The sequence below is a fragment of the Nesterenkonia aethiopica genome (assembly GCF_039534665.1).
GTDB lineage: Bacteria > Actinomycetota > Actinomycetes > Actinomycetales > Micrococcaceae > Nesterenkonia > Nesterenkonia aethiopica.
The window spans coordinates 103055-126827 of record NZ_BAAAVT010000007.1 but is presented as its reverse complement, the minus strand read 5'-3'; the positions used below and the strand labels follow the sequence as shown (position 1 = coordinate 126827).

32 protein-coding genes are annotated in these 23773 nt (G+C 68.4%); 30 read left to right on the top strand and 2 right to left on the bottom strand.

Annotated elements, in window-relative coordinates; all coding sequences use genetic code 11:
* Window position 1 precedes the first annotated feature (1 nt).
* The 27 genes from rplB to ABD658_RS06750 all read left to right on the top strand — a co-directional run bounded on the left by rplB (window position 2) and on the right by ABD658_RS06750 (window position 17172).
* A complete protein-coding gene (rplB, locus tag ABD658_RS06880) occupies window positions 2-838 on the top strand; it encodes a 50S ribosomal protein L2 (protein ID WP_070161787.1) in 837 nt (278 codons plus the stop codon).
* A 12-nt stretch (window positions 839-850) separates the two neighbouring features.
* The gene (gene rpsS / locus ABD658_RS06875) at window positions 851-1132 is read left to right on the top strand and encodes a 30S ribosomal protein S19 (RefSeq protein WP_070161785.1); all 282 of its coding nucleotides are present in this window, start codon (window positions 851-853) and stop codon (window positions 1130-1132) included.
* Between the two features lie 61 nt (window positions 1133-1193).
* On the top strand, window positions 1194-1559 hold the full coding sequence (gene rplV / locus ABD658_RS06870) for a 50S ribosomal protein L22 (protein ID WP_070161783.1): 366 nt from the start codon (window positions 1194-1196) through the stop codon (window positions 1557-1559).
* Entirely contained in the window at window positions 1559-2362 is an 804-nt protein-coding gene (gene rpsC / locus ABD658_RS06865) for a 30S ribosomal protein S3 (protein WP_344684344.1), read from the top strand. Before rplV ends, rpsC begins: the two co-directional genes overlap by 1 nt.
* Complete coding sequence (rplP, locus tag ABD658_RS06860) at window positions 2362-2778, top strand: 50S ribosomal protein L16 (RefSeq protein WP_070159061.1); 417 nt, start codon at window positions 2362-2364, stop codon at window positions 2776-2778. Before rpsC ends, rplP begins: the two co-directional genes overlap by 1 nt.
* Window positions 2779-2780: 2 nt before the next feature.
* Window positions 2781-3047: a 50S ribosomal protein L29 gene (rpmC, locus tag ABD658_RS06855; RefSeq protein ID WP_070159062.1), complete on the top strand. Its 267-nt coding sequence runs from the start codon at window positions 2781-2783 to the stop codon at window positions 3045-3047.
* A 2-nt stretch (window positions 3048-3049) separates the two neighbouring features.
* A complete protein-coding gene (gene rpsQ / locus ABD658_RS06850; RefSeq protein WP_070159063.1) occupies window positions 3050-3334 on the top strand; it encodes a 30S ribosomal protein S17 in 285 nt (94 codons plus the stop codon).
* A gap of 381 nt (window positions 3335-3715) precedes the next feature.
* On the top strand, window positions 3716-4087 hold the full coding sequence (rplN, locus tag ABD658_RS06845) for a 50S ribosomal protein L14 (protein WP_070159064.1): 372 nt from the start codon (window positions 3716-3718) through the stop codon (window positions 4085-4087).
* Between the two features lie 3 nt (window positions 4088-4090).
* A complete protein-coding gene (rplX, locus tag ABD658_RS06840; RefSeq protein WP_070159065.1) occupies window positions 4091-4426 on the top strand; it encodes a 50S ribosomal protein L24 in 336 nt (111 codons plus the stop codon).
* A complete protein-coding gene (gene rplE / locus ABD658_RS06835; RefSeq protein ID WP_070159066.1) occupies window positions 4426-5004 on the top strand; it encodes a 50S ribosomal protein L5 in 579 nt (192 codons plus the stop codon). Before rplX ends, rplE begins: the two co-directional genes overlap by 1 nt.
* Before the next feature lie 111 nt (window positions 5005-5115).
* Window positions 5116-5514, top strand: a complete 399-nt coding sequence (rpsH, locus tag ABD658_RS06830; RefSeq protein ID WP_070159067.1) for a 30S ribosomal protein S8 — start codon at window positions 5116-5118, stop codon at window positions 5512-5514.
* A 20-nt stretch (window positions 5515-5534) separates the two neighbouring features.
* Window positions 5535-6071, top strand: coding sequence for a 50S ribosomal protein L6 (rplF, locus tag ABD658_RS06825; RefSeq protein WP_344684338.1), 537 nt, complete (start codon window positions 5535-5537; stop codon window positions 6069-6071).
* Window positions 6072-6074: 3 nt separating this feature from the next.
* Window positions 6075-6446 carry a 50S ribosomal protein L18 gene (gene rplR, locus ABD658_RS06820; RefSeq protein ID WP_070159069.1) on the top strand — a complete coding sequence of 124 codons (372 nt, stop codon included), beginning with the start codon at window positions 6075-6077 and terminating at the stop codon, window positions 6444-6446.
* The gene (gene rpsE / locus ABD658_RS06815) at window positions 6443-7198 is read left to right on the top strand and encodes a 30S ribosomal protein S5 (RefSeq protein ID WP_311024504.1); all 756 of its coding nucleotides are present in this window, start codon (window positions 6443-6445) and stop codon (window positions 7196-7198) included. The genes rplR and rpsE overlap by 4 nt, the downstream gene beginning before the upstream one ends.
* The gene (gene rpmD / locus ABD658_RS06810; RefSeq protein ID WP_070162524.1) at window positions 7195-7425 is read left to right on the top strand and encodes a 50S ribosomal protein L30; all 231 of its coding nucleotides are present in this window, start codon (window positions 7195-7197) and stop codon (window positions 7423-7425) included. Before rpsE ends, rpmD begins: the two co-directional genes overlap by 4 nt.
* Window positions 7425-7919: a 50S ribosomal protein L15 gene (gene rplO, locus ABD658_RS06805; protein ID WP_311024503.1), complete on the top strand. Its 495-nt coding sequence runs from the start codon at window positions 7425-7427 to the stop codon at window positions 7917-7919. Before rpmD ends, rplO begins: the two co-directional genes overlap by 1 nt.
* Before the next feature lie 237 nt (window positions 7920-8156).
* Window positions 8157-9464, top strand: coding sequence for a preprotein translocase subunit SecY (gene secY / locus ABD658_RS06800; RefSeq protein WP_311024502.1), 1308 nt, complete (start codon window positions 8157-8159; stop codon window positions 9462-9464).
* Window positions 9461-10030, top strand: coding sequence for an adenylate kinase (locus ABD658_RS06795; protein ID WP_311024501.1), 570 nt, complete (start codon window positions 9461-9463; stop codon window positions 10028-10030). Before secY ends, ABD658_RS06795 begins: the two co-directional genes overlap by 4 nt.
* Window positions 10030-10869 carry a type I methionyl aminopeptidase gene (gene map / locus ABD658_RS06790; protein WP_170922716.1) on the top strand — a complete coding sequence of 280 codons (840 nt, stop codon included), beginning with the start codon at window positions 10030-10032 and terminating at the stop codon, window positions 10867-10869. Before ABD658_RS06795 ends, map begins: the two co-directional genes overlap by 1 nt.
* A gap of 372 nt (window positions 10870-11241) precedes the next feature.
* Entirely contained in the window at window positions 11242-11463 is a 222-nt protein-coding gene (infA, locus tag ABD658_RS06785; protein WP_070162529.1) for a translation initiation factor IF-1, read from the top strand.
* 11 nt (window positions 11464-11474) lie between these two features.
* Entirely contained in the window at window positions 11475-11588 is a 114-nt protein-coding gene (rpmJ, locus tag ABD658_RS06780) for a 50S ribosomal protein L36 (protein WP_070162531.1), read from the top strand.
* 239 nt (window positions 11589-11827) lie between these two features.
* Window positions 11828-12196 carry a 30S ribosomal protein S13 gene (rpsM, locus tag ABD658_RS06775; RefSeq protein WP_344684332.1) on the top strand — a complete coding sequence of 123 codons (369 nt, stop codon included), beginning with the start codon at window positions 11828-11830 and terminating at the stop codon, window positions 12194-12196.
* A 79-nt stretch (window positions 12197-12275) separates the two neighbouring features.
* A complete protein-coding gene (gene rpsK, locus ABD658_RS06770; RefSeq protein WP_070162535.1) occupies window positions 12276-12677 on the top strand; it encodes a 30S ribosomal protein S11 in 402 nt (133 codons plus the stop codon).
* A gap of 115 nt (window positions 12678-12792) precedes the next feature.
* Window positions 12793-13806, top strand: coding sequence for a DNA-directed RNA polymerase subunit alpha (locus tag ABD658_RS06765; RefSeq protein WP_311024500.1), 1014 nt, complete (start codon window positions 12793-12795; stop codon window positions 13804-13806).
* A gap of 78 nt (window positions 13807-13884) precedes the next feature.
* Entirely contained in the window at window positions 13885-14430 is a 546-nt protein-coding gene (rplQ, locus tag ABD658_RS06760) for a 50S ribosomal protein L17 (RefSeq protein WP_344684328.1), read from the top strand.
* Between the two features lie 186 nt (window positions 14431-14616).
* Complete coding sequence (locus tag ABD658_RS06755) at window positions 14617-15468, top strand: tRNA pseudouridine synthase A (protein WP_344684326.1); 852 nt, start codon at window positions 14617-14619, stop codon at window positions 15466-15468.
* Between the two features lie 270 nt (window positions 15469-15738).
* Window positions 15739-17172 carry a sugar porter family MFS transporter gene (locus ABD658_RS06750; protein WP_344684324.1) on the top strand — a complete coding sequence of 478 codons (1434 nt, stop codon included), beginning with the start codon at window positions 15739-15741 and terminating at the stop codon, window positions 17170-17172.
* A 228-nt stretch (window positions 17173-17400) separates the two neighbouring features.
* Here ABD658_RS06750 and ABD658_RS06745 read toward each other — a convergent pair whose 3' ends face one another.
* Window positions 17401-19311 (bottom strand): BglG family transcription antiterminator, encoded by a 1911-nt coding sequence (locus tag ABD658_RS06745; protein WP_344684322.1) that lies wholly within the window; start codon window positions 19309-19311, stop codon window positions 17401-17403.
* Window positions 19312-19541: 230 nt separating this feature from the next.
* On the opposite strand from ABD658_RS06745, the gene ABD658_RS06740 reads away from it, so the two are divergent.
* Together ABD658_RS06740 and ptsP are read left to right on the top strand one after the other, a co-directional pair.
* A complete protein-coding gene (locus tag ABD658_RS06740; RefSeq protein WP_344684320.1) occupies window positions 19542-19880 on the top strand; it encodes a PTS sugar transporter subunit IIB in 339 nt (112 codons plus the stop codon).
* Window positions 19877-21637: a phosphoenolpyruvate--protein phosphotransferase gene (ptsP, locus tag ABD658_RS06735; RefSeq protein ID WP_344744137.1), complete on the top strand. Its 1761-nt coding sequence runs from the start codon at window positions 19877-19879 to the stop codon at window positions 21635-21637. Before ABD658_RS06740 ends, ptsP begins: the two co-directional genes overlap by 4 nt.
* Before the next feature lie 22 nt (window positions 21638-21659).
* On the opposite strand, the gene ABD658_RS06730 is transcribed toward ptsP, so the two are convergent.
* Window positions 21660-21803, bottom strand: a complete 144-nt coding sequence (locus ABD658_RS06730; RefSeq protein ID WP_344683914.1) for a hypothetical protein — start codon at window positions 21801-21803, stop codon at window positions 21660-21662.
* Between ABD658_RS06730 and ABD658_RS06725 the strand changes: the two genes are divergently transcribed.
* Window positions 21802-23757, top strand: coding sequence for a PTS mannitol transporter subunit IICBA (locus ABD658_RS06725; protein WP_344683916.1), 1956 nt, complete (start codon window positions 21802-21804; stop codon window positions 23755-23757). The genes ABD658_RS06730 and ABD658_RS06725 overlap by 2 nt on opposite strands.
* Window positions 23758-23773: the final 16 nt, after the last annotated feature.

The following is a 23773-nucleotide window of genomic DNA, read 5'->3' as shown; positions in this document are numbered from 1 at the left end:
CATGGCTATCCGTAACCTCAAGCCGACCACCCCGGGCCAGCGCGGCTCGTCGGTGGCCGACTTCGCAGAGATCACCCGGGACACCCCGGAGAAGTCCCTGCTGCGCCCGCTGTCCAAGTCGGGCGGCCGCAACAGCTCGGGCAAGATCACCACTCGCCACAAGGGCGGCGGTCACAAGCGCCAGTACCGGCTGATCGACTTCCGTCGCTCGGACAAGGACGGCGTCCCGGCGAAGGTCGCGCACATCGAGTACGACCCGAACCGCACCGCCCGCATCGCCCTGCTGCACTTCGCCGACGGCACCAAGCGCTACATCCTGGCTCCGGCCAAGCTGGAGCAGGGTGCCCCGGTGGAGTCCGGCCCGAACGCTGACATCAAGCCGGGCAACAACCTCCCGCTGCGCAACATCCCGCTGGGTACCGTGATCCACGCGGTGGAGCTGCGTCCGGGCGGCGGTGCCAAGCTGGGCCGCTCCGCCGGAGCCTCCATCCAGCTGGTCGCCCGTGAGGGCAAGTACGCCCAGCTGCGTCTGCCCTCCGGTGAGGTGCGCAACGTCGACGTCCGCTGCCGCGCGACGGTCGGCCAGGTGGGCAACGCCGAGCAGTCCAACATCAACTGGGGCAAGGCCGGCCGCAACCGCTGGAAGGGCATCCGCCCGACCGTGCGCGGTGTGGTCATGAACCCGGTGGACCACCCGCACGGTGGTGGTGAGGGCAAGACCTCCGGTGGTCGCCACCCGGTCAACCCGAACGGCAAGCCCGAGGGTCGCACTCGTCGTCCCAACAAGGAGAGCGACAAGCTCATCGTGCGTCGCCGTCGGAACAAGAACAAGCGATAGGAGCCTGGAGACATGCCACGCAGCTTGAAGAAGGGCCCCTTCGTTGATCAGCACCTGTACCTGAAGGTCGTGGCTGAGAACGAAAAGGGCACCAAGAACGTCATCAAGACCTGGTCCCGCCGTTCGATGATCATTCCGGACATGCTCGGCCACACGATCGCAGTGCACGACGGTCGCAAGCACATCCCGGTGTTCATCACCGAGTCGATGGTCGGGCACAAGCTCGGCGAGTTCGCGCTGACCCGCACTTTCCGCGGCCATGTGAAGGACGACAAGAAGGGCAAGCGTCGCTGATCCCCTCACGGGATGAGTGAACGTGAAGCCTCTTCGATCGAGAGACGAGAGAAGGAAAGCAATGGAAGCCAAGGCAATTGCGCGCTACCTGCGTGTGACGCCTATGAAGGCCCGGCGCGTCGTCGACCTTGTCCGCGGCAAGCAGGCCAACGAGGCGCTGGCGATCCTCCAGTTCGCCCCGCAGGGCGCCTCGGAGCCGGTGTACAAGGTGGTGGCCTCCGCGCTGGCGAACGCTCGCCAGCACGCGGACCAGGCCGGTGTCGCCTTCAATGAGGACGACTACTACGTCACCGAGGCCCGAGTGGACGAGGGACCGACCATGAAGCGGTTCCGTCCGCGCGCCCAGGGTCGGGCGTACCGCATCAACAAGCGCACCAGCCACGTCACCGTCGTGGTCGGTACGGAAGAGAAAGGTGGGGATCAGTAGTGGGACAGAAGATCAACCCGAATGGTTTCCGTCTGGGTGTCACCACTGACCACGTCTCCCACTGGTACGCCGACTCGAGCAAGCCGGGTCAGCGCTACAAGGACTTCGTGAAGGAAGACGTCCAGATCCGGGAGCTGCTGAACAAGAGCGTCGAGCGCGCCGGCATCTCCAAGGTCGAGATCGAGCGCACCCGTGACCGCGTCCGTGTGGACATCCACACGGCACGTCCGGGCATCGTGATCGGCCGCCGCGGCGCCGAGGCGGACCGCATCCGCAGCGAGCTGGAGAAGCTCACCGGCAAGCAGATCCAGCTGAACATCCTCGAGGTCAAGAACCCCGAGACCGACGCTCAGCTGGTCGCCCAGGGTGTGGCCGAGCAGCTCGCCTCCCGTGTGGCCTTCCGCCGCGCGATGAAGAAGTCCATCTCCTCGGCCATGCGTGCCGGCGCCAAGGGCATCCGCATCCAGTGCGCCGGACGCCTGGGCGGTGCGGAGATGTCCCGTTCGGAGTTTTACCGCGAGGGTCGCGTGCCGCTGCACACCCTGCGCGCCAACATCGACTTCGGCAGGCACGAGGCCAAGACGACCTTCGGTCGGATCGGCGTCAAGGTCTGGGTCTACAAGGGTGACCTGACCGCCAAGGAGCTGGCCGCTCAGCAGGCCTCCCAGCCTTCGGGCCGGGGCGGTCGTGGCGGTCGCGGCGGTGCCGGCGGCGGCGAGCGTCGTCGTCGCGGCGGTCGCAGCCGGGACCAGCAGGGCGCTCCGGCGGCTGCCGAGTCTGCAGCTGAAGGAGGACAGAGCTGATGCTGATGCCCCGTCGAGTCAAGTACCGCAAGCCGCACAAGCCCAAGCGCCGCGGCCAGGCCAAGGGCGGCACCGAACTCGCCTTCGGCGAGTACGGCATCCAGGCCCTGGGCCCCGCCTACGTGACGAACCGGCAGATCGAGTCGGCACGTATCGCGATGACCCGCTACATCAAGCGAGGCGGAAAGGTCTGGATCAACATCTACCCGGACCAGCCGCTGACCAAGAAGCCCGCCGAGGTCCGCATGGGCTCCGGTAAGGGCTCGCCCGAGTGGTGGGTCGCCAACGTGAAGCCCGGACGCGTGATGTTCGAGCTGTCCGGTGTCAGCGAAGAGGTCGCCAAGGAGGCCCTGCGTCTGGCAATCCACAAGCTGCCGATGAAGGCACGCGTGATCAGCCGAGAGAGTGGTGAGTGACGATGGCAGTCGGTTCGAAGGATCTGACGGTCGAGAAGCTCTCGACCATGGACGACGCTTCGCTGGCCGAGCAGCTGCGCTCCGCCAAGGAGGAGCTGTTCAACCTGCGCTTCCAGTCCGCCACCGGTCAGCTGGAGAGCTCCAGCCGCCTGAAGGCCGTCAAGCGTGACATCGCCCGGATCTACACGGTCCTGCGGGAGCGCGAGCTGGGCATCCGTGAGATGGTCGGCGCCGAGGCAGAGGCTGCTGAAGAGAAGGCTGAGGACTGAGCATGAGCGAGAAGAACACCGAAGCACAGGGCACCGAGCGCAACTACCGCAAGAACCTGCGTGGTGTGGTCGTGTCCGACAAGATGGACAAGACCATCGTGGTCGAGGTCGAGGACCGCAGGAAGCACTCCCTGTACGGGAAGGTCATGAAGCGGCACTCGAAGTTCAAGGCTCACGACGAGAACGGCGACGCCGGCATCGGCGACACCGTGCTCATCTCGGAGACCCGCCCGCTGTCGGCGTCGAAGCGCTGGCGCCTGGTGCGGATCATCGAGAAGGCCAAGTGATCATCGACTGATGAGCATCCCGTGCCGCGCTCCCTGTGGGGAGCGCGGCACGGCACCCCGGCCCGGAGGGGCCGGCTGACGGTTCGGGACCCGACTCACCGCGGTGAGTTGGGTCCCGAACTGTTTTCAGGTATGATATTGAGGCTGTGCGCCCTTGCAGCGGGACCATCCATCCCGCGGGCCCTCGTCTCCGGTCGCCAGACCGGGAGGGTTGAGGAAAGCGCACGTCCCCCAAGGCCGCCTCGGCCCCGTGGACAGTGACAGATCGCGTCTGACGCGATGGACCACGGGGGTAAGCGGCGGGGGAGTGTTCCCGTAGAAGTTCCGCAAGGCTCGTCGGATGGACGACGAGAACCGGCGAGACGACAGGAGATTATCCACGTGATCCAGCAGGAATCGCGGCTGAAGATCGCTGACAACACCGGGGCCAAGGAACTCTTGGTCATCCGTGTTCTCGGCGGATCGGGACGCCGCTACGCAGGCATCGGCGACACCTTCGTCGCCACCGTCAAGGACGCCATCCCCGGCGGCAACGTCAAGAAGGGCGACGTCGTCAAGGCTGTGCTCGTCCGTTCGAAGAAGAAGACCCGCCGCAACGACGGCTCCTACATCAGCTTCGACGAGAATGCTGCCGTCATCCTCAAGGGTGACACCCCGGAGCCCCGCGGTACCCGTATCTTCGGGCCGGTGGGTCGTGAGCTGCGCGACAAGAAGTTCATGAAGATCGTCTCGCTCGCGCCGGAGGTGCTCTGACTCATGGCAAAGATCAAGAAGGACGACCTCGTCCAGATCCTCACCGGCAAGGACCGGGGCAAGCAGGGCAAGGTCCTCGAGGTGCGGCCGCGCGAGGAGCGCGTCGTCGTCGAGGGCGTCAACCGTGTGAAGCGCCACCTCCGTGCCGGCCAGTTCGGCAACACCGAGGGCGGCATCGTCGAGTCCGAGGCCCCCATCCACATCTCCAACGTGGCCGTGGTGGACCCGGAGTCGGGCAAGCCCACCCGGGTCGGCTACCGGGAGGAGACCGTCGAGCGTGACGGCCGCACCAAGACTGTGCGCGTCCGGTACGCCAAGGCCTCCGGAAAGGACCTGTGATGACCGAGGTGCAGAGCGTGACCGAGAAGATCACCCCCCGTCTGAAGACCAAGTACCGCTCCGAGATCCGCGAGGCGCTGCAGGGCGAGTTCGGCTACGGCAACGTCATGGAGGTCCCCGGCCTGGTCAAGGTCGTGGTCAACATGGGCGTCGGCGAGGCCGCACGCGACTCCAAGCTCATCGACGGCGCCGTGCGCGACCTGACCAACATCACCGGCCAGAAGCCGAAGGTCACCCGCGCCCGGAAGTCCATCGCGCAGTTCAAGCTGCGCGAGGGTCAGCCGATCGGTGCGCACACCACGCTGCGCGGCGACCGCATGTGGGAGTTCATCGACCGCCTCGTCACCCTTGCGCTGCCGCGCATCCGTGACTTCCGCGGCCTGAGCCCCAAGCAGTTCGACGGCAACGGCAACTACACGTTCGGTCTGACCGAGCAGGCGGTGTTCCACGAGATCGACCAGGACGCGATCGACCGTGCTCGTGGCATGGACATCACCGTGGTGACCACCGCCAAGACCGACGACGAGGGCCGCGCGCTGCTGAAGGCGCTCGGCTTCCCCTTCAAGACCGAACAGTAAGCACTACGCCGCAGGTCCCTTCACCAGAGGTTCCATCGGCCCCGACCCTGTCGGGGACGCTGAGTCCCTTCGGAGATCGGAAACCGCGGCGAGGAAGGGCACACGCCCCACATGACAATGACTGACCCAGTCGCAGACATGCTGACGCGTCTGCGCAACGCCAACTCGGCCTACCACGACCAGGTCTCCATGCCCAGCTCCAAGCTGAAGGTGCGGGTGGCCGACATCCTCAAGGCCGAGGGTTACATCACTGACTGGCGCGAGGAGGAGGCCGAGGTCGGGAAGACCCTGGTCATCGACCTCAAGTTCGGCCCGAACCGTGAGCGTTCGATCGCCGGCCTGCGCCGCATCTCCAAGCCCGGTCTCCGGGTGTATGCGAAGTCCAACAACCTCCCCCACGTGCTGGGCGGTCTGGGCATCGCGATCCTGTCCACCTCTTCCGGTCTGCTCACGGACCGGCAGGCTGCCAAGAAGGGCGTCGGCGGGGAAGTCCTCGCCTACGTCTGGTAACCGGAAGGAGTCGAAGCACAATGTCACGCATCGGTCGTCTTCCGATCACCATCCCTGCCGGCGTCGAGGTCTCCCTCGACGGCCGTGAGATCTCCGTGAAGGGCTCGAAGGGCTCGCTCCAGCGGACCCTCGCCGAGGGCATCGACGTCGCCATCGAGGACGGCACCATCACGGTGACCCGTCCCGACGACGAGCGCGAGTCCCGCTCCCTGCACGGCCTGACCCGCACCCTGATCAACAACATGATCATCGGTGTCACCGACGGCTACACCAAGAAGCTCGAGATCGTCGGCACCGGTTACCGCGTGCAGGCGAAGGGCTCGGACCTCGAGTTCGCCCTGGGCTACTCGCACCCGATCCAGGTGAAGGCCCCCGAGGGCATCACCTTCCAGGTCGAGGGCGCCAACAAGCTCGCGGTCTCCGGCATCGACAAGCAGCAGGTCGGCGAGGTCGCCGCCAACATCCGCAAGCTGCGCAAGCCTGACCCGTACAAGGGCAAGGGCGTGCGCTACGAGGGCGAGCAGATTCGCCGCAAGGCCGGAAAGGCAGGTAAGTAACGCATGGCTATTGGTATCAAGGGCAAGTCGAAGTCCGCTGCCCGCGGCCGTCGTCACCTCCGCCTGCGCAAGAAGATCAGCGGTTCCGCCGAGCGTCCGCGCCTGGTGGTCACCCGCTCATCGCGCCACATGGTCGCTCAGGTCGTCGACGACGACCGCAGCCGCACTCTGGTCTCCGCCACCACCATGGAGGCGGACCTGCGCAGCTTCGACGGCGACAAGACCGCCAAGGCGAAGAAGGTCGGCGAGCTGATCGCCGAGCGCGCCAAGGCTGCCGGCATCGAGGCCGTGGTCTTCGACCGCGGCGGCAACAAGTACCACGGTCGCGTGGCCGCCGTCGCTGACGGCGCTCGGGAGGGTGGTCTGAAGCTGTGAGTGAGAACACCGACAACACTGTGAAGGACTCATCTGTGACTGAGGCCAACGAGAACGCCGCCCAGGCTGCTCAGCAGCCCCAGGCCGGCGAGACCCAGCAGGCCGCTGACAAGAGCTCCGGCCGCGGCGGTCGTGACGAGCGCGGCGGCCGTGGTGGCCGCGGCGGTCGTGGCCGCGGCGAGGGCCGTGGCCGTGGCGGCCGCGACGACGACCGGGACAAGTTCCTGGAGCGCGTCGTGACCATCAACCGCGTCTCCAAGGTCGTCAAGGGCGGTCGTCGCTTCAGCTTCACCGCGCTGGTCGTCGTCGGCGACGGCGACGGCATGGTCGGCGTCGGCTATGGCAAGGCCAAGGAGGTGCCCGCCGCGATCCAGAAGGGCGTGGAGGAGGCCAAGAAGAACTTCTTCCGCGTGCCGCGCGTGGGCTCCACCATCCCGCACCTGGTCAAGGGCGAGGACGCCGCGGGCGTCGTGCTGCTGCGTCCGGCCTCCCCGGGTACCGGTGTGATCGCCGGTGGTCCGGTTCGCGCCGTGCTGGAGTGCGCCGGCATCCACGACGTGCTCACCAAGTCCATGGGCTCGGTGAACGCGCTGAACATCGTGCACGGCACCATCGACGCTCTGAAGCAGCTCGAGGAGCCTCAGGCTGTGGCGGCTCGCCGCGGCAAGGCCCTCGACGAGGTCGCACCGGCCCCGATGCTCCGCACCATGGAGGCGGACCGCGAGGCTCGTGCGCAGAAGGCAGGTGCATGAGGGTGACGGTCAACTACACCACCGCCAAGAACCTGGTCCCCGGCGACCACAAGCTGGAGATCACTCAGAAGAAGTCCACCATCGGCGCCACGCCGAAGCACCGTGACACGGTGCGTTCGCTGGGTCTGAAGCGGATCGGCCACACCGTGGTCCGTGACGCGGACGCCGTCACCGTGGGCATGCTGAACACTGTGAAGCATCTCGTGAATGTTGAGGAGGCCAAGTGATGGCAGAGAACAACGCTGCCGAGTCTGAGGTCCTCAAGGTCCACGACCTGCGTCCGGCCCCCGGCTCCAAGAAGGCCCGCACCCGTGTGGGCCGTGGTGAGGCGTCCAAGGGCAAGACCGCAGGCCGCGGCACCAAGGGCACCAAGGCCCGCTACCAGGTCCGCGCCGGCTTCGAGGGTGGGCAGCTGCCGCTGCACATGCGCCTTCCGAAGCTGCGCGGCTTCAAGAACCCGAACCGGGTCGAGTTCTCCCCGGTGAACCTCTCCACCCTGGGGGAGCTCTTCCCCTCCGGCGGCGAGGTCACTCCGGAGATCCTCATCGCCAAGGGCGTGGCCAAGAAGGGCCGCCCCGTCAAGGTGCTCGGCTCCGGTGAGATCTCCTCGGCGGTCCAGGTGAAGGCCCACGCCTTCTCCGCCTCGGCCGAGAAGAAGATCACCGAGGCCGGCGGTTCGGTCACGACGCTGGACCTGCGTCCGGCTCCGGCACAGGACTGAGCGACCCATCGCTGATGTCTGACGGCCCCCGTCGCGTGCGACGGGGGCCGTCGTGCATCTCCACCCACCCCATGTTCCGCCTCGCCGCCATGTGATCAGGAGCTCCGGCTGTGGTCCGGATCTCGGAGACGATTCTCATCGTTCCCGCATGTGACGTTAGTATGGCTGTCTGTGTGGCCGCCGGACCTCGGCGGCGACCACTGACGCCATGCCGAGGCACCATCCACAGGAGGACGCGTGTTCAGCGCACTAGCCAGGGTGTTCAAGACGCCCGACCTGCGCCGCAAGATCTGGTTCACGATCGGGATCATCACGATCTACCGGATCGGAGCCTTCATCCCGGCCCCCGGGGTGGACTACGGCGCCGTCCAGCAGTGTCTCGAGCTGGGCTCCACGGAAGGGGGCCTCTACTCCTTCGTGAACATGTTCTCCGGCGGTGCGCTGCTGCAGGTCTCGGTCTTCGCCCTGGGCATCATGCCCTACATCACTGCGGCCATCATCGTGCAGCTGCTGCGCGTGGTCATCCCCCGCTTCGAGACGCTGCAGCGGGAGGGCCCGCAGGGGCAGGCGAAGCTGACGCAGTACACCCGCTACCTCACCATCGGACTGGCCACGCTGAACGCCACCACGCTGGTCGCCACGGCCCGCACGGGTGCGCTGCTGGGCTGTGACATCCCCATCATCCCGAACGACTCCCTGTGGGTCATCGTCCTGATGATCGTCGTGCTGACCTCGGGCGTGGCGCTGATCATGTGGCTCGGCGAGCAGATCACCGAGCGCGGCGTCGGCAACGGCATGTCCATCCTGATCTTCGTCTCCATCGCCGCCGGCTTCCCCGGCGCCATGGGTCAGATCTGGACCGTGCAGGGCTGGCGGACCTTCGCCCTGGTGATGCTGATCGGCCTGGTCATCATCACCGCAGTGGTCTTCGTGGAGCAGTCCCAGCGGCGTGTGCCGGTCCAGTACGCGAAGCGCCAGGTCGGCCGTCGCACGGTGGGCGGAACCTCCACCTACATTCCGATCAAGGTCAACATGGCCGGTGTCATCCCCGTGATCTTCTCCTCCTCGGTGCTGATGCTCCCCTCGGTGTACATCCAGTTCAACCAGCCGGCCCCGGGAGAAGAGCCCGGCCGGTTCGCCGAGCTCATCCAGACGTATTTCGGCACGCAGAGCCACCCGGTGTACATGGTGATCTTCTTCCTGCTGACCATCGGGTTCACCTACTTCTACGTGACCATCACGTTCAACCCGAACGAGGTGGCCGAGAACATGCGCAAGTACGGCGGGTTCATCCCCGGGATCCGCGCCGGCCGGCCCACGGAGAGCTACCTGGCCTACGTGATCTCCCGCATCACGTTCCCCGGCTCGCTGTATCTGGGCTTCATCGCCCTGATCCCGCTGATCGCCTTCGTGCTGATCCGCGCCGACCAGAACTTCCCGTTCGGCGGAACCTCCATCCTCATCATGGTGGGTGTGGGTCTGACCACGGTGAAGCAGATCAATGCTCAGATGGAACAGAGGAACTACGAAGGGCTGCTGCGATGACGCGAATGCTGATCGTCGGACCCGCCGGGTCGGGCAAGGGAACCCAGTCGAAGAAGATCGCCGAGGAGCTGGGCATCGTCGCCATCTCCACCGGTGACATCTTCCGGGCCAACATCAAGGGCGGGACGGAGCTGGGCCGGGAGGCCCAGACCTACGTCGACGCCGGCGAGCTCGTCCCGGACTCGGTGACCAACCGCATGGTCGAGGACCGCCTGTCCTGGGAGGACGCGAAGGACGGCTTCCTGCTGGACGGCTACCCCCGCAACCGCACCCAGGTGACCGCGCTCGATGAGATGCTCTCCCGCCTGGGAGTGGAGCTCGACGTCGTGCTGGAGCTCACCGCCGACCGTGAGGAGCTGACCCAGCGGCTCAAGAAGCGCGCCGAGATCGAAGGGCGCGAGGATGACGCCGATGAGGCCGCGATCCGCCGTCGTCTGGAGCTCTTCGAGACCGAGACCGCGCCGATGATCGCCGAGTACGACTCCCGCGGCCTGCTCCGCCAGGTCGACGGGCTGGGCGAGATCGACGAGGTCTACGGACGCATCATGGAAGCGATCCGCGGCTGATGTTCTCCCGACCCCGCGTCGAGCTCAAGACACCTGAGCAGCTGGCTTCCATGGACGCCGCCGGCTCAGTGCTGTGTGAGGCGCTCGACGCCGCCGTCGCCGCGGCAGAGCCCGGACGGAGCACGGCGGAGCTCGACGCGGTCTTCGCCGAGGTGCTCGCCGACCACGAGGCGAAGCCGAACTTCCTGAACTATCACGGCTTCCCTGGGCACATCTGCGCGTCGGTCAACGACGAGGTCGTCCACGGGATCCCCGGAGGCCGTGTCCTGCAGACCGGCGACGTGCTGAAGATCGACGGCGGCTGCATCATCGACGGCTGGCACTCGGACTCGGCGCGCACGGTGATCCTGGGCTCCTCCCAGGACGGGACCGCCGACGCCGGCGACGAGCGTCTCTCGGAGATCACGCGCCAGGCCATGTGGCGCGGCATCGCCGCCTTCGCCACGGCCCGCCACGTCGGGGAGATCGGTGAAGCGATCGAGGAGCATGTCGTCTCCCAGCCCGGCGAGCGGCTGGGGATCCTCGAGGACTATGTGGGCCACGGGATCGGCTCGGCCATGCACTTGCCTCCGGACGTCTTCAACTACTCCACGGGCATGAAGGGCACCCGGATCAAGCCGGGCCTCGCGCTGGCCATCGAGCCGATGCTCACCCGCGGCGGCATCGAGACCCGGGTCCTCGACGACGACTGGACGGTCGTCACGGAGGACGGGTCCCGGGCCAGCCAGTGGGAGCACTCGGTGGCCCGCCACGAGGGCGGGATCTGGGTGCTGACCGCACCCGACGGCGGGGCCTCCGAGCTGGAGCCGCTCGGCGTGACCCCCGTGCCGATCCGCTGATCGACACTCGGGTCGACCGCGGCTGCCGGCCCCGGTCCGCCCTCCTCACCGCTGACCCCCCGGGTCCTCCTGCGGCGAATTGCCGCGACGACTCGGTGTCGGGTAGTATTGACTGCTGGTTGTCTCTGTGGTTCAGCCGTGCCCGCAGACCGGCGGGCGTCCTGCGCTTCCGGTCTCACCGGGAGCGGAGGGAGCCCAGCGGCGTCTGTCAGAAACAGAACCAGATTCTCCCGGCCCGCACGTCACGTGCGGCGGCATCATTCCTCATGATCACGGGTCAGGCGGTGCAGTGCGCCGCGGTCCGGATCGACGGGTGCTGTCGCCGTCGTCGTGCATCGACCGGACGGGGGAGTCGCGAACGGTGTGGAGCATATGGGTAAAAAAGAAGGTGTGATCGAGGTTGAGGGCCGGGTGACCGAAGCCCTTCCGAACGCGATGTTCCGCGTGCGTCTGGAGAACGACCACGTGGTGCTCGCCACCATCTCGGGCAAGATGCGCCAGCACTACATCCGGATCCTCCCGGAGGACCGGGTCGTGGTGGAGATGAGCCCGTATGACCTCAACCGTGGACGTATCGTCTACCGCTACAAGTAAAGAGGAAAGCCATGAAGGTTCACCCCAGCGTGAAGCAGATCTGCTCTGACTGCAAGGTGATCCGCCGCAACGGCGTGATCCGCGTGATCTGCAAGAACCCGCGCCACAAGCAGCGCCAGGGCTGAGCTCCTCACCTTCTCCCACCTGGATGAAGTGAGGGCGCCCGGGCGCTCGACCACAGCTCAATGATGATGGCAGTGCACACCGTGGATGAGCTGCACGGTTCCACCTCCGGTTGCCGAGGGCCGGAGACCCGCTGACGGCCTCACCTCCGACGCCGGACGCCGTCGATCACCGTATCGGGGACGTCCCAGAGGGAACGCACTGCTGAAGACCTTCGGACAAGAACAAGGAGGACTGCCACGTGGCACGTCTGGCAGGTGTCGACATCCCGCGCGACAAGCGCACGGTGATCGCACTCACTTACATCTACGGCGTCGGGCACACCCGCGCCCAGTTGGCCCTCGAGGCCACCCAGATCGACCCGAACACCCGTGTGAAGGACCTCAGCGACGACCAGCTGGTCGCTCTGCGTGACTACATCGAGGGGAACTTCACGGTCGAAGGTGACCTCCGTCGTGAGGTCGCCGCCGACATCCGGCGCAAGGTCGAGATCGGTTCCTACCAGGGCCTGCGCCACCGCCGTGGCCTGCCGGTCCGCGGTCAGCGAACCAAGACCAACGCCCGCACCCGCAAGGGTCCGAAGAGGACCGTCGCAGGCAAGAAGAAGTAGTTCTGCGTATGCCCTCGGCCTCCGGGGTCCCGGACAGGCCGGCACACGCTGATCAGACCAACTGAGTCACGGAGAAGATATGCCCCCCAAGTCACGCGCAGCGGCTCGCAAGCCGCGCCGCAAGGCCAGCAAGAACATCACCCAGGGCCAGGCCCACATCAAGTCCACCTTCAACAACACGATCGTGTCCATCACGGACCCCACCGGCGCCGTGATCTCGTGGTCCTCGTCGGGCGAGGTCGGACACAAGGGCTCCCGCAAGTCCACTCCCTACGCGGCGCAGATGACCGCGGAGCAGGCCGCCAAGCGTGCCCAGGAACACGGCATGCGCAAGGTCGACGTGTTCGTCAAGGGCCCGGGCTCCGGGCGCGAGACCGCCATCCGCTCCCTGCAGGCCGCCGGCCTCGAGGTCGGCTCCATCACGGACGTCACCCCGAGCGCGCACAACGGCTGCCGCCCGCCGAAGCGCCGTCGCGTCTGAGCGACCTTCTATACGACACCGATCTCCGCCGCGGCCTCCCGGGCCGCGGCGGAGGTGAGCATCATCATCGCTGAGTTTGCGTCATATAGCGGATGCACTCTGAAAGGAACCACCAGTGCTCATTGCACAGCGCCCCACGCTGACCGAAGAAGTCGTCGCTGACCACCGTTCGCGTTTCATCATCGAGCCCCTGGAGCCGGGCTTCGGCTACACCCTCGGCAACTCGCTGCGTCGCACCCTGCTGTCCTCCATCCCGGGCGCGGCTGTGACCAGCATCCGGATCGACGGTGTGCTCCACGAGTTCACCACCGTCGCCGGCGCCAAGGAGGACGTCACCGAGCTCGTGCTCAACGTCAAGCGGCTCTCCGTGTCCTCCGAGCACGACGAGCCCGTCGTCGCCTACCTCCGCAAGGAGGGCCCGGGTGAGGTCACTGCCGCGGACATCACTCCGCCGGCGGGTGTGGAGGTCCACAACCCCGACCTCCACCTGGCCACCCTCAACGAGGACGGCAAGCTGGACATGGAACTGACCATCGAGCGCGGCCGCGGCTATGTGTCGGCCTCGCAGAACAAGGTCGCGGACTCGGAGATCGGCCGCATTCCGGTCGACTCCATCTACTCCCCGGTCCTGAAGGTGAGCTTCAAGGTCGAGGCGACCCGTGTCGAGCAGCGCACCGACTTCGACAAGCTGATCGTCGACGTCGAGGCCAAGCCGTCGATGGCTCCGCGCGATGCACTGGCATCCGCGGGCACCACGCTGGTCGAGCTGTTCTCGCTGGCCCGGGAGCTCAACGTCGCCGCCGAGGGCATCGAGATCGGCCCCTCGCCGACCGACGCCGCCCTGGCCGCCGACATGGCTCTGCCCATCGAGGACCTGGAGCTGACGGTGCGCTCCTACAACTGCCTCAAGCGCGAGGGCATCCACACCGTGGGTGAGCTCGTGGCACGCTCCGAGGCCGACCTGATGGACATCCGCAACTTCGGTGCGAAGTCCATCGACGAGGTCAAGGACAAGCTCACCGAGCTCGGCCTGTCCCTGAAGGACTCCCCGGCGGGCTTCGACCCGACCGCCGCGCGCTTCCAGGAGGCGGGCGAGGGCGAGTACCTCGAGGGCGAGCAGCAGTTCTGAGCGCCTGACGCACACGACATCATCTGCGCGTCGCGGGGGCTGTGACCCGGCGGCGCACCATCCAAGGAGAACGAGACCATGCCTACCCCCACCAAGGGACCGCGCCTGGGCGGGAGCCCGTCGCACGAGAAGATGATGCTGGCCAACCTGTCGGCCAGCCTGTTCGAGCACCGCTCGATCACCACCACGGTGACCAAGGCGAAGCGTCTGCGTCCGTACGCAGAGCGCCTGATCACCATCGCCAAGAAGGGTGACCTCGCGGCTCGCCGCCAGGTGGTCGGCAAGATCAGCGCCAAGAACTCGACCAACCAGGCCATCGTCCACGAGCTGTTCACTGTGATCGCTCCGGCCATGGCCCAGCGCGAGGGCGGCTACACCCGCATCACCAAGATCGGCAACCGCAAGGGCGACAACGCCCCCATGGCTGTCATCGAGCTCGTCATGGAGCCGGTCTCCCCGAAGCAGGCTGTGGTGAAGGAGGCCGAGCAGGCCGCCGCCGCCCCGGTCGAGGAGGAGCCGGTCGAGGAGGTCGCCGAGGACACTCAGGTCGAGGAGGTCACCGAGGAGACTCCGGCTGAGGAGACTCCGGCTGAGGAGACTTCCGAGGAGATCGAGGACAAGTGACCCTTCCGGGCCTTCGGGTCCGATGATCCGGCAGAGCGCCTGTCCTGACGGGTTCTCCGCGCCGCGCATCGTCAGCACGCCGTGACGATGCGCCCTCGGCATCGCAGAAGCCCCCGATCCCCTGCAGGGGATCGGGGGCTTCTGCGTGTGCGGGCTGCGGTGCGGAGCCCGGATACCCTGGTGTCCATGGCAGATGTGCGGATCCGACTCGACCTGGCCTACGACGGCGGCGCCTACCGCGGCTGGGCCGCCCAGCCGGGGCTGCGCACCGTAGAGGGTGTGCTCACCGAGGCGCTGGCCACCCTGATCCGTCGGCCTGTGAAGGTCGTGGTCGCCGGGCGGACCGACGCCGGGGTCCACGCCCGAGGCCAGGTGGTGCACCTGGACCTGAGCCGCGCCGAATGGGAAGGTCTGTCACGGGGCCGGGACATCGCGCCCGAGGAGGCGATCCTGCGCCGGCTGGGCGGGGTGCTGGCCCGCGAGGACGGGGCTGTCGTCGTCCACAGCGCCGCCGAGGTCCCGGCGAGCTTCGACGCCCGGTTCTCGGCCCTGAGCCGCACCTACACCTACCGGATCGCCGACCATCCCGCGCTGCGGGATCCGCTGCGTCGGGCGGACACCGCCTGGCATCGCGCGCGGCTGGACGACGCGATCATGGCAGCTGAGACCGTCGGGATGCTGGGGCTGCATGACTTCGGCAGCTTCTGCCGGCCCCGGGAGATGAGCACGACCATCCGAGAGCTGCAGGAGTTCAGCATCGCACGCGGGGACGACGGCGTCATCGCGGCCCGGCTCACCGCGGACGCCTTCTGCCACCACATGGTGCGGGCCCTGATCGGCGCGACGATCGACGTGGGGGAGGGGCGCCGTGAGTCGGGCTGGCTCATGGAGCGGCTGGGCACGCCCAGCTGGGACGCCGCAGTGCGGCTGGCCCCGCCGCGAGGACTGGTGCTGGAGTCTGTGGACTACCCGCCCGACGATCAGCTGGCCGGCCGTGCGGAGCAGACTAGGGCCATGCGCCCGTCACGCGGATCCTGAGCCGCGGACGGACTGTCATGCGATTCCTGCTGTGACACCCATGACATCGACTGATGTGATCTTTCGCACGCAGTGTGCGGAGTCACGCATCGATTGCTCCAGCGCTATAGCTCTCTGACCAGGGGTGATGTTCCACTAATGGCGTGCGGAGCGGCTGAGAGCGCTTCCTGCCCGGTGATGTAGGGTGCCACAGTTCGCATGCGTTGCGACCTGGCTCATAGGACGCAGCTCACCGGTTCAGACCTCTTCGACTCAAAGGATCACCCTCTGATGAGCATCACCACCACACGATCGCAGGACCCCGCGGTCACCGCCGTGACATGGGTCGTGCTGGTCGCCGCGTTCGGCGGCTTCCTCTTCGGCTTCGACACCGCCGTCATCAACGGTGCGGTCGGCGCCATCCAAGACACGTTCGGCCTCTCTGAGGTCCTGATCGGCTTCACCGTCTCCTCCGCTCTGCTGGGCTGCATGGTCGGCGCCTGGATCGGCGGCACGCTCTCGGACCGTCTGGGTCGCGTGCGCGCCATGCTCATCGCCGCCGCAGCTTTCTTCATCTCCGCGTTGGGCTCCGGCCTGGCCTTCGACACCGTGGACCTGATCGTCTGGCGCGTGCTCGGCGGCGTCGGCGTCGGCATGGCCTCGGTGATCGCCCCGGCCTACATCGCCGAGGTCGCGCCCACCAACCTCCGGGGACGCCTGGGCTCGCTGTGGCAGATGGCCATCGTCATCGGGATCTTCGCCGCGGCCGTCTCCAACGCCTTCATCTCCAACCTCGCCGGTGGGGCGTCCGGGGAACTGTGGTTCGGCGTCGACGCCTGGCGCTGGATGTTCCTCATCGAGGCGATCCCCGCCCTGATCTACGGCCTGCTGGCCACCTCCATCCCGGAGTCGCCGCGCTACCTGGTCTCGCGGGGCGACGACGCCCGCGCGGCGACGGTGCTGCGGGAGGTCGTGGGCCTGCGCCAGGACGACGAGATCCGCGCGAAGATCCAGGAGATCGGCCGGACGATCAACATGGAGTCCCGGCAGCGACTGCGCGACCTGCTGGTCTCCGGCAAGGTCATGCCCATCGTGTGGGTCGGCCTGGGGCTCGCGGTCTTCCAGCAGTTCGTGGGGATCAACGTGATCTTCTACTACTCCAACACGCTGTGGCAGTCGGTGGGCATCCCCGAGGACCAGTCGTTCCTGATCCAGGTCATCACCACCACGGTGAACATCGTGGCCACCGTGGTCGGCATCATCATCGTGGACAAGGTGGGCCGCCGCATTCCGCTGGCCGTCGGCTCCGCCGGCATGGCCCTGGGCCTCGGGATGATGGCGGTGGCCTTCTCCCAGGCCGTCACCGTCGGCGACGACGTCCAGCTCCCCGGGGCCTGGGGCGTGGTCGCCCTGATCTCGGCCAACGTGTTCGTGCTGTTCTTCGGTGCCACCTGGGGCCCGTTCATGTGGCTGCTGCTGGGGGAGATGTTCCCCAACCGCATCCGCGCCATCGCGCTGGGGGTGACGGCGTCGGCCAACTGGGCGGCGAACTTCGTGATCTCCACGGTCTTCCCGTCCATGGCGGAGCTCTCGCTCGTCTTCGCCTACGGCTTCTATGCGGTCTCGGCGCTGCTGTCCCTGGTCTTCGTGCTCAAATGGGTCCCGGAGACCAAGGGCCGCGAGCTTGAGGACATGGCGGAAGGTGCCTACACCAAGCAGGACTGAGCCCGCAGCCCGGATCAATCGGGCGCACCGGAGCGTGCGCAGACGACGGCCGGTCACGTCCCCCAGTGGGGGAGGTGGCCGGCCGTCGTCGTCCGTCCCTCCGACACGCGGTGGAGAATGACGACGGGCATGCGCATGCCCGTCCTGCTCGCGGGGCCGAACCGCCGCAGGGGGCGGGGCCAGAGCCCGCCGCACGTGCCAGGGGCGGGCAGCCTCAGAGAGCCGCCCTCACCCGTCGATGACGGCGACCAGCTCGTCCAGGAAGCTGCCGAAGTCCTGGCCACGGCGCAGCAGCCGCTGGACGGACTCGCGTTCGCTGAAGACCTCGACGAGCTGTTCGAAGATCGTCTGGAAGGCCTCGCGCTCGTCCTCGCTGAAGGCGACCAGCGCCACCACCTGGACGCGGGCGTCGCCCCAGGAGACGGAGCCGTCGGCGATGCCCAGAGCGATGGCCGTGCGCGTGGCGGTCATCTGCAGTGCATGCGGCACCGCCAGGGCCTCCGTGAACGCCGTGGAGGAGAGCCGTTCCCGCTCCACGGTGCGGTCGATGTAGTCCTGGTCGATCACTCCGCGGGCCGCCAGCGGAGCACCCAGGGCGCGGATGGCCTCCTCCTCGTCCGCGGTGTCCAGCGGACGGATGAAGGCGTCCGGGCTCAGGTAGCGCTCGAGCTCCTCCCGCAGCCGGGCCAGCCGTCGGCCCCGGCGGATCCGGGAGGCCGCCGTGGTGATGCGTTCCAGGTCCGCGTCGGTGAGGAACGGGGGCAGGGTGACGGTCCGTTCGTCGCGGTGGGGCGGTTCGATGGTGGTCAGCACCAGGTCGGTGTCGATCGCCGCCCAGTCGGGGTCCACCCGGGTCTCGACTCCCGTGACCTCGATGCTGGGTCCCAGGGAGCGGGCGATTCGGGAGCGCAGCAGCTCATGCAGCTCGTAGTACCCGGGGCAGACGATGGTGGCGGTCAGCACCGTCTCCGCCATCCGGCGGCGCTCGAGACGGCCCCCCACATGCATGGCGATGTAGGCGATCTCATCGTCGTGGATCTCCACGTCCAGGCGGCGGCCGACGTCGCTGGCGATGGACACCGCCACCTGGAAGATCATCGGGTAGGCGGACTTCAGGGATCGGGTCAATGGGTTGCGGGCGGTCGCATGCTCCCGGGAGCGCAGCACCAGGTTCTGCACGTGCAGGCCGAGGCGCCGGATGAACTCCTCGTCGACGATGTCCACCAGGTACCCGTGGGCGGCGTGGGTGACGGCCTGCCGCACGGTGGCCTCGATCTCCGGGTCCAGCCGCACCTGCTCCTCGGCGGCCCCACCGGGGGCGACCACCCGGGTCAGCACCAGAGAACTGAGATGCTGCAGGTCGCCGGGGCCCAGGGCGACGTCGAAATGGCGTCGGCTCAGCGCATCGAGGGTCGCCCCCAGGCGGTGCTGATCGTCGCTGGGCTCCCCGTGGGTCCTGTGCAGGGCGCGGCCGCGCGCCACCCGGTCGGCGGCGATGGCAGCGTGCAGGGCGACGTCGGCGGCCGCGAACTCGTTGACGTACCAGCCCAGCGAAGCGAGCTCGGCGGCCAGCTCCCGGGTGAAGGCCCCGAAGGCGGCGCTGTCCACGGTGCCGAGCCCTGCGGCCCGCCGCAGAGCCTCGACGTCGAAGGTTCCCTCCTCCATCTCCTCATGGGCCAGGCGGGAGACCAGCCGGCGCTGGGCCAGCTCGTCGCCCACCAGGCGCACCCGCGGTCCGCTGCGTCGAAGCTGCAGCTCGGTCCCGTCCAGCAGGCCGCGGACACGCGCAAGGTCAGACTCCACCGTGGCGTCACTGACGTAGAGCGTCTCGGCGGTCTCATAGACGTCGAGCCCTTCCTCGGCGGTGAGCAGCGCCCGCACCAGCCGGTGCAGCCGGTCCCGGGGAGTCTCCCGCTCGCCGCCGGCCCTCAGCCCGGCGAGCACGGGTCGGTTGGCGCGGTAGCCGGAAGGCCCTGACTCGACGGCGTCGCCGCCGGGAGTGCGGGCGTTGATCGCCGCGATGTAGGAGCGCACGCTGCGCGGCGTGACGCCGAGCAGGTCCGCCAGCGCGGCCGCCGTGGTCCAGCCGCGGTCGCGCAGCAGCAGGGTGACCAGCTGGTCCTGGCGCTGCCGCGTCATCGCATGCCCCCTCGGCGCCGTTGTTCTATAGCAGGTGCCGCCCGCCTGCGCTCGGGCGGCGGGAGGATCCACGCCTACGATACCCGCGCCGCGTCTCCGGGTCCTCGGGCGACCGGCAGGTGGCGGGCCGGTGACCGGCAGATTTCCGGGGAGGCGGAAACTTCAATGGTTGTGACGGGCATCGCGCCGCGCGGAGAATCACAGTCAGGAGAAGAAGGAGCTGATGATCGATGGAGATCCTGGTGGTCTGCGGCGCCGGTGCGTCCAGCACATTCGTGGCCCAGCGCGCCCGCGCCGCTCTGCAGCGGGAGGGGCTGCCGCATACGGTGCGCGCCGCCGCCGACTCCGCCCTGTCGGGGGACCTCGATGACGTCGACCTCCTCCTGCTGGGGCCCCAGTTGGCCGCCTTCCGGGAGCAGGTCCAGGACCGCCTGGACTCCTACAGCATGCGCATCCCCCTGGTGACCCTTCCCCCTGACATCTTCAGCGACCTCGACGGATCCCGCACCCTTGCCCTGATCCTCGAGTCGCTCCCCGTCGACCGCAATGACCCCGAGGAGACCTCATGACCTCGTCCCTGCTGCCGCACGCCTCCTCCCAGGAGGTCGCGCCCGCTGTATCCGCTGCTTCCGCCGCGACCGGGGAACAGCCCGCTCCCGGGGCGCGCACCCTGTCCGGCACCGGCGTGGGGCAGGGCGTGGCCCTGGGGCCCGTGGCCCGGATGGCGGCCCCTCTTCAGGCCCCGGGGGAGGAGCCCAGCGCCCTGACCCCGGAGCAGGAGCACGCTCGCGTGCAGGAGTCCGTGGCCGCCGTCGCCCAGGACCTCGCCGCCCGGGGCGAGGCCGCCGGCGGAACGGCCCAGGGCGTGCTGCAGGCCCAGGCGATGATGGCCCAGGACCCGGCCCTGGACAAGGCGGTGCGGGCCCGTCTCGGCGACGGCGCCACCGCGGAGCGGGCCGTCCATGAGTCCTTCGAGCAGTTCCGTCGCCGCCTGGAGCAGGCCGGAGGTTACCTGGGGGAGCGCGCCGCCGACCTGGCCGACGTCGCCCAGCGCGTCATCGCCCACCTCTCCGGGCTTCCGGCCCCCGGCGTCCCGGACCCCGGCCATCCCTTCGTGCTGGTGGCCCAGGACCTCGCCCCGGCCGACACCGCGCTGCTTGATCTGGAGAAGGTCCTGGCGGTGGTGACCATCGAGGGCGGGCCCACCTCCCACACCGCGATCCTCGCCCGGGAGAAGGGCCTCACCGCCGTGGTCGGGGTGGCCGGGGCCGCCGAGCTGACCGATGGTGAGACCGTGGTGGTCGACGCCGCCGCCTCCGCGGTGGAGATCTCCCCGAGCCCTGAGCGTGAGAAGGAGGTCCGCGCACGCATCGCGGAGCGGGCCGCCGCGGCCTCCGCCCCGGTCACTCCGGGGGCGCTGGCCGACGGGACCCCGGTGCCGCTGTTGGCCAACCTGGGATCGCCGGAGGGGGCAGCCGAGGCCGTGGAGCTCGGCGCCGAAGGAGTGGGCCTGTTCCGCACCGAGTTCCTCTTCCTCAGCGCAGAGACCGCTCCGGACGTTGCCGCCCAACGCCACGCCTACCAGCAGATGCTCGAGGCCTTCCCCGGGCAGAAGGTGGTCATCCGACTGCTCGACGCCGGCGCGGACAAGCCGTTGCCGTTCCTCACCGACGCGGACGAGGAGAACCCGGCGCTGGGGCGCCGTGGCCTGCGCGCCCTGAACGCGCAGCCGGAGATCCTCCGGGGCCAGCTCACCGCGTTGGCCGAGGCCGCCGCCGCCACCGAGGCCGACCTGTGGGTCATGGCTCCGATGGTCTCTACCGCGGAGGAGGCCGAGGCGTTCACCGCCCTCGCCGCCGAGCACGGGCTGCGCACCGCCGGGGTGATGGTGGAGGTCCCCTCCAGCGCCCTGATCGCCGACCAGCTGCTGACCCGCACCGGTTTCGCCTCGATCGGCACCAACGACCTGACCCAGTACACGATGGCCGCCGACCGGCTGCTGGGCTCCGTCGCCGAGCTGCAGGACCCGTGGCATCCCGCGGTGCTGCGGCTCATCGGAGAGGTCGGCGCCGCCGGAGCACGCCAGGACCGCCCTGTGGGGGTGTGCGGCGAGGCCGCCGCGGATCCGCTGCTGGCCGTGGTGCTGGTCGGCCTGGGCGTGCAGACGCTCTCGATGGCTCCGGCCGCGATGGCCGATGTCCGCGCCGAGCTGGCCCGACACACGGCCGCAGCCGCTCGGGCCGCGGCCCAGGCGGCGCTGGCCGCCGCCGGCGCGCAGGACGCGCGCGAGGCGGCCCGGGCGGCGCTCGCCGACGGCTCCCGCTGACCTCTCTTCTCATCCACCCACATCACTCGCCCAGACGGGGCACCTGACGAAAGGCATACGCCATGACGACGACGTCGACGTCGCCCGCGGCGCAGAGCTCGGAGAGCAGTTCTCCAGGCAGTCTGCGCGTGGGGGTCCAGAAGTTCGGATCCTTCCTCTCGGGCATGATCATGCCCATCATCCCCGCGCTCATCGCCTGGGGGATCATCACTGCCGTGATCGTGAACGTCAACGAGTTCACCGAGGGCACGGCGGCCACGGATGCGTTCGGCGAGATCATCGGCCCGATGATCCACTTCCTGCTGCCCATCCTGATCGCCGTCCAGGGCGGCAAGATGATCTACGACGTCCGGGGCGCCGTCGTCGGTGCCACGGCCACCTTCGGTGTGATCATCGGCTCGGACTTCCTCATCGCGCAGGCCAATGCGGCGCTGCCGGAGGGGGCTGACGAGCTGGGGCAGATCCACATGTTCATCGGCGCGATGATCATGGGTCCGCTGGCCGCCTGGGTGATCAAGCGGCTGGACGCCCTGTGGGAGGGCAAGGTCAAGGCCGGCTTCGAGATGCTGGTCAACATGTTCTCCGCCGGCATCACGGCCTTCCTGATGTCCGTGGTCGGCTTCTTCGCCCTCGCGCCGATCGTCAACGCGCTGATGGACGTCCTCGGTGCTGCGGTGCGGTTCCTGGTGGACACCGGTCTGCTGCCGCTGACCTCGATCATCATCGAACCGGCGAAGGTCTTCTTCCTCAACAACGCCATCAACCATGGCGTGCTCACCCCGCTGGGCATCTCCGAGGCCGCGGCGGAGGGCAAGTCCATTCTGTTCCTGCTCGAGGCCAATCCCGGCCCCGGCTTCGGCGTGCTGATGGCCTTCACCGTCTTCGGCGTCGGGGCCGCCCGGGCCACGGCTCCGGGGGCGGCGCTGATCCAGTTCGCCGGCGGCATCCACGAGGTCTACTTCCCCTATGTGCTGATGAAGCCGGCCCTGCTGCTGGCCGTCATCGGCGGCGGCGCCACCGGTGTGGCCACCAATGCGCTCTTCGACTCGGGCCTGCGTGCCCCTGCCGCGCCGGGTTCGATCTTCGCCGTGCTCATCCAGACCGCCTCGGACTCCTACCTCGGTGTCACCCTCTCGGTGATCCTCTCCGCCGCGGTCAGCTTCACCATCGCCGCGTTCATCCTGCTCGCCAGCCGCAAGCGGGACCTGCAGGCCGAGGACTCCTTCTCCGACGCCGTCGCACGCACCGAGGCCGCCAAGGGCAAGTCCTCGGCGGCGCTCGCCGGCCTGGCCGCGCAGGCCGTCTCCGGTGAGGCCGCCGGCCGCATCAACTCGATCATCTTCGCCTGCGACGCCGGCATGGGCTCCTCCGCGATGGGAGCGTCGGTGCTGCGGAAGAAGATCAAGGATGCGGGCATCGAGGGCGTCACGGTGACGAACAAGGCGGTGGCGGCGCTGCCGGGTGACACCGACCTGGTGATCACCCAGCAGCAGCTCACCGACCGAGCCCGCGGTCAGGAGCCGGAGGCCATCCATGTCTCCGTGGAGAGCTTCATGGACGCTCCGGAGTACGACGAGGTCGTCGAGCTGGTCCGCAGCCGGGCCGAGGTCGGCAGCGCCCAGCCTGCTGCGGTGGGTGCCGGAGCTGCGGCCCCGGCAGCGAGCGAGCCCTCAGGCTCGGCGACCGGCGGGATCCTGACCTTGGACCGGGTCCGCATCCACTCCGGCTCCGCCACCCGGGACGAGGCCATGGCCGAGGCGGCGGCCGCCCTGGAGGCCGCCGGCGCGGTCACCGGGGACTACCTGGCCGCCATGCATGAGCGGGAGGAGACCGTGTCCACCTTCATGGGCAACGAGCTCGCCATTCCGCACGGCACCAACGAGGCCAAGGGCGCCATCAAGGCCTCCGCGCTCTCGGTGGCCCGGTACGACGACGGCGTGGACTGGGGCGGCCAGCGGGCCACCTTCGTCGTCGGCATCGCCGGAGTGGGGGACGAACACCTGCAGATCCTCTCCCGCATCGCCCGGCTGTTCGGGGACAAGGCCACCGTCCAGCGGCTCAAGGAGGCCACCAGTGAGGAGGAGCTGCTCGAGCTGCTCTCCGCGGTGGACGAGGGCTGACCATGGAGAGGACAGG

Coding starts and splice junctions, on each gene's coding strand:
- rplB (WP_070161787.1), top strand. CDS start 2: ATGGCTATCCGTAACCTCAAGCCGACCACCCCGGGCCAGCGCGGCTCG.
- rpsS (WP_070161785.1), top strand. CDS start 851: ATGCCACGCAGCTTGAAGAAGGGCCCCTTCGTTGATCAGCACCTGTAC.
- rplV (WP_070161783.1), top strand. CDS start 1,194: ATGGAAGCCAAGGCAATTGCGCGCTACCTGCGTGTGACGCCTATGAAG.
- rplP (WP_070159061.1), top strand. CDS start 2,362: ATGCTGATGCCCCGTCGAGTCAAGTACCGCAAGCCGCACAAGCCCAAG.
- rpmC (WP_070159062.1), top strand. CDS start 2,781: ATGGCAGTCGGTTCGAAGGATCTGACGGTCGAGAAGCTCTCGACCATG.
- rpsQ (WP_070159063.1), top strand. CDS start 3,050: ATGAGCGAGAAGAACACCGAAGCACAGGGCACCGAGCGCAACTACCGC.
- rplX (WP_070159065.1), top strand. CDS start 4,091: ATGGCAAAGATCAAGAAGGACGACCTCGTCCAGATCCTCACCGGCAAG.
- rplE (WP_070159066.1), top strand. CDS start 4,426: ATGACCGAGGTGCAGAGCGTGACCGAGAAGATCACCCCCCGTCTGAAG.
- rpsH (WP_070159067.1), top strand. CDS start 5,116: ATGACAATGACTGACCCAGTCGCAGACATGCTGACGCGTCTGCGCAAC.
- rplF (WP_344684338.1), top strand. CDS start 5,535: ATGTCACGCATCGGTCGTCTTCCGATCACCATCCCTGCCGGCGTCGAG.
- rplR (WP_070159069.1), top strand. CDS start 6,075: ATGGCTATTGGTATCAAGGGCAAGTCGAAGTCCGCTGCCCGCGGCCGT.
- rpmD (WP_070162524.1), top strand. CDS start 7,195: ATGAGGGTGACGGTCAACTACACCACCGCCAAGAACCTGGTCCCCGGC.
- rplO (WP_311024503.1), top strand. CDS start 7,425: ATGGCAGAGAACAACGCTGCCGAGTCTGAGGTCCTCAAGGTCCACGAC.
- ABD658_RS06795 (WP_311024501.1), top strand. CDS start 9,461: ATGACGCGAATGCTGATCGTCGGACCCGCCGGGTCGGGCAAGGGAACC.
- map (WP_170922716.1), top strand. CDS start 10,030: ATGTTCTCCCGACCCCGCGTCGAGCTCAAGACACCTGAGCAGCTGGCT.
- infA (WP_070162529.1), top strand. CDS start 11,242: ATGGGTAAAAAAGAAGGTGTGATCGAGGTTGAGGGCCGGGTGACCGAA.
- rpmJ (WP_070162531.1), top strand. CDS start 11,475: ATGAAGGTTCACCCCAGCGTGAAGCAGATCTGCTCTGACTGCAAGGTG.
- rpsK (WP_070162535.1), top strand. CDS start 12,276: ATGCCCCCCAAGTCACGCGCAGCGGCTCGCAAGCCGCGCCGCAAGGCC.
- rplQ (WP_344684328.1), top strand. CDS start 13,885: ATGCCTACCCCCACCAAGGGACCGCGCCTGGGCGGGAGCCCGTCGCAC.
- ABD658_RS06755 (WP_344684326.1), top strand. CDS start 14,617: ATGGCAGATGTGCGGATCCGACTCGACCTGGCCTACGACGGCGGCGCC.
- ABD658_RS06750 (WP_344684324.1), top strand. CDS start 15,739: ATGAGCATCACCACCACACGATCGCAGGACCCCGCGGTCACCGCCGTG.
- ABD658_RS06745 (WP_344684322.1), bottom strand. CDS start 19,311: ATGACGCGGCAGCGCCAGGACCAGCTGGTCACCCTGCTGCTGCGCGAC.
- ABD658_RS06740 (WP_344684320.1), top strand. CDS start 19,542: ATGGAGATCCTGGTGGTCTGCGGCGCCGGTGCGTCCAGCACATTCGTG.
- ptsP (WP_344744137.1), top strand. CDS start 19,877: ATGACCTCGTCCCTGCTGCCGCACGCCTCCTCCCAGGAGGTCGCGCCC.
- ABD658_RS06725 (WP_344683916.1), top strand. CDS start 21,802: ATGATCATGCCCATCATCCCCGCGCTCATCGCCTGGGGGATCATCACT.
- ABD658_RS06730 (WP_344683914.1), bottom strand. CDS start 21,803: ATGCCCGAGAGGAAGGATCCGAACTTCTGGACCCCCACGCGCAGACTG.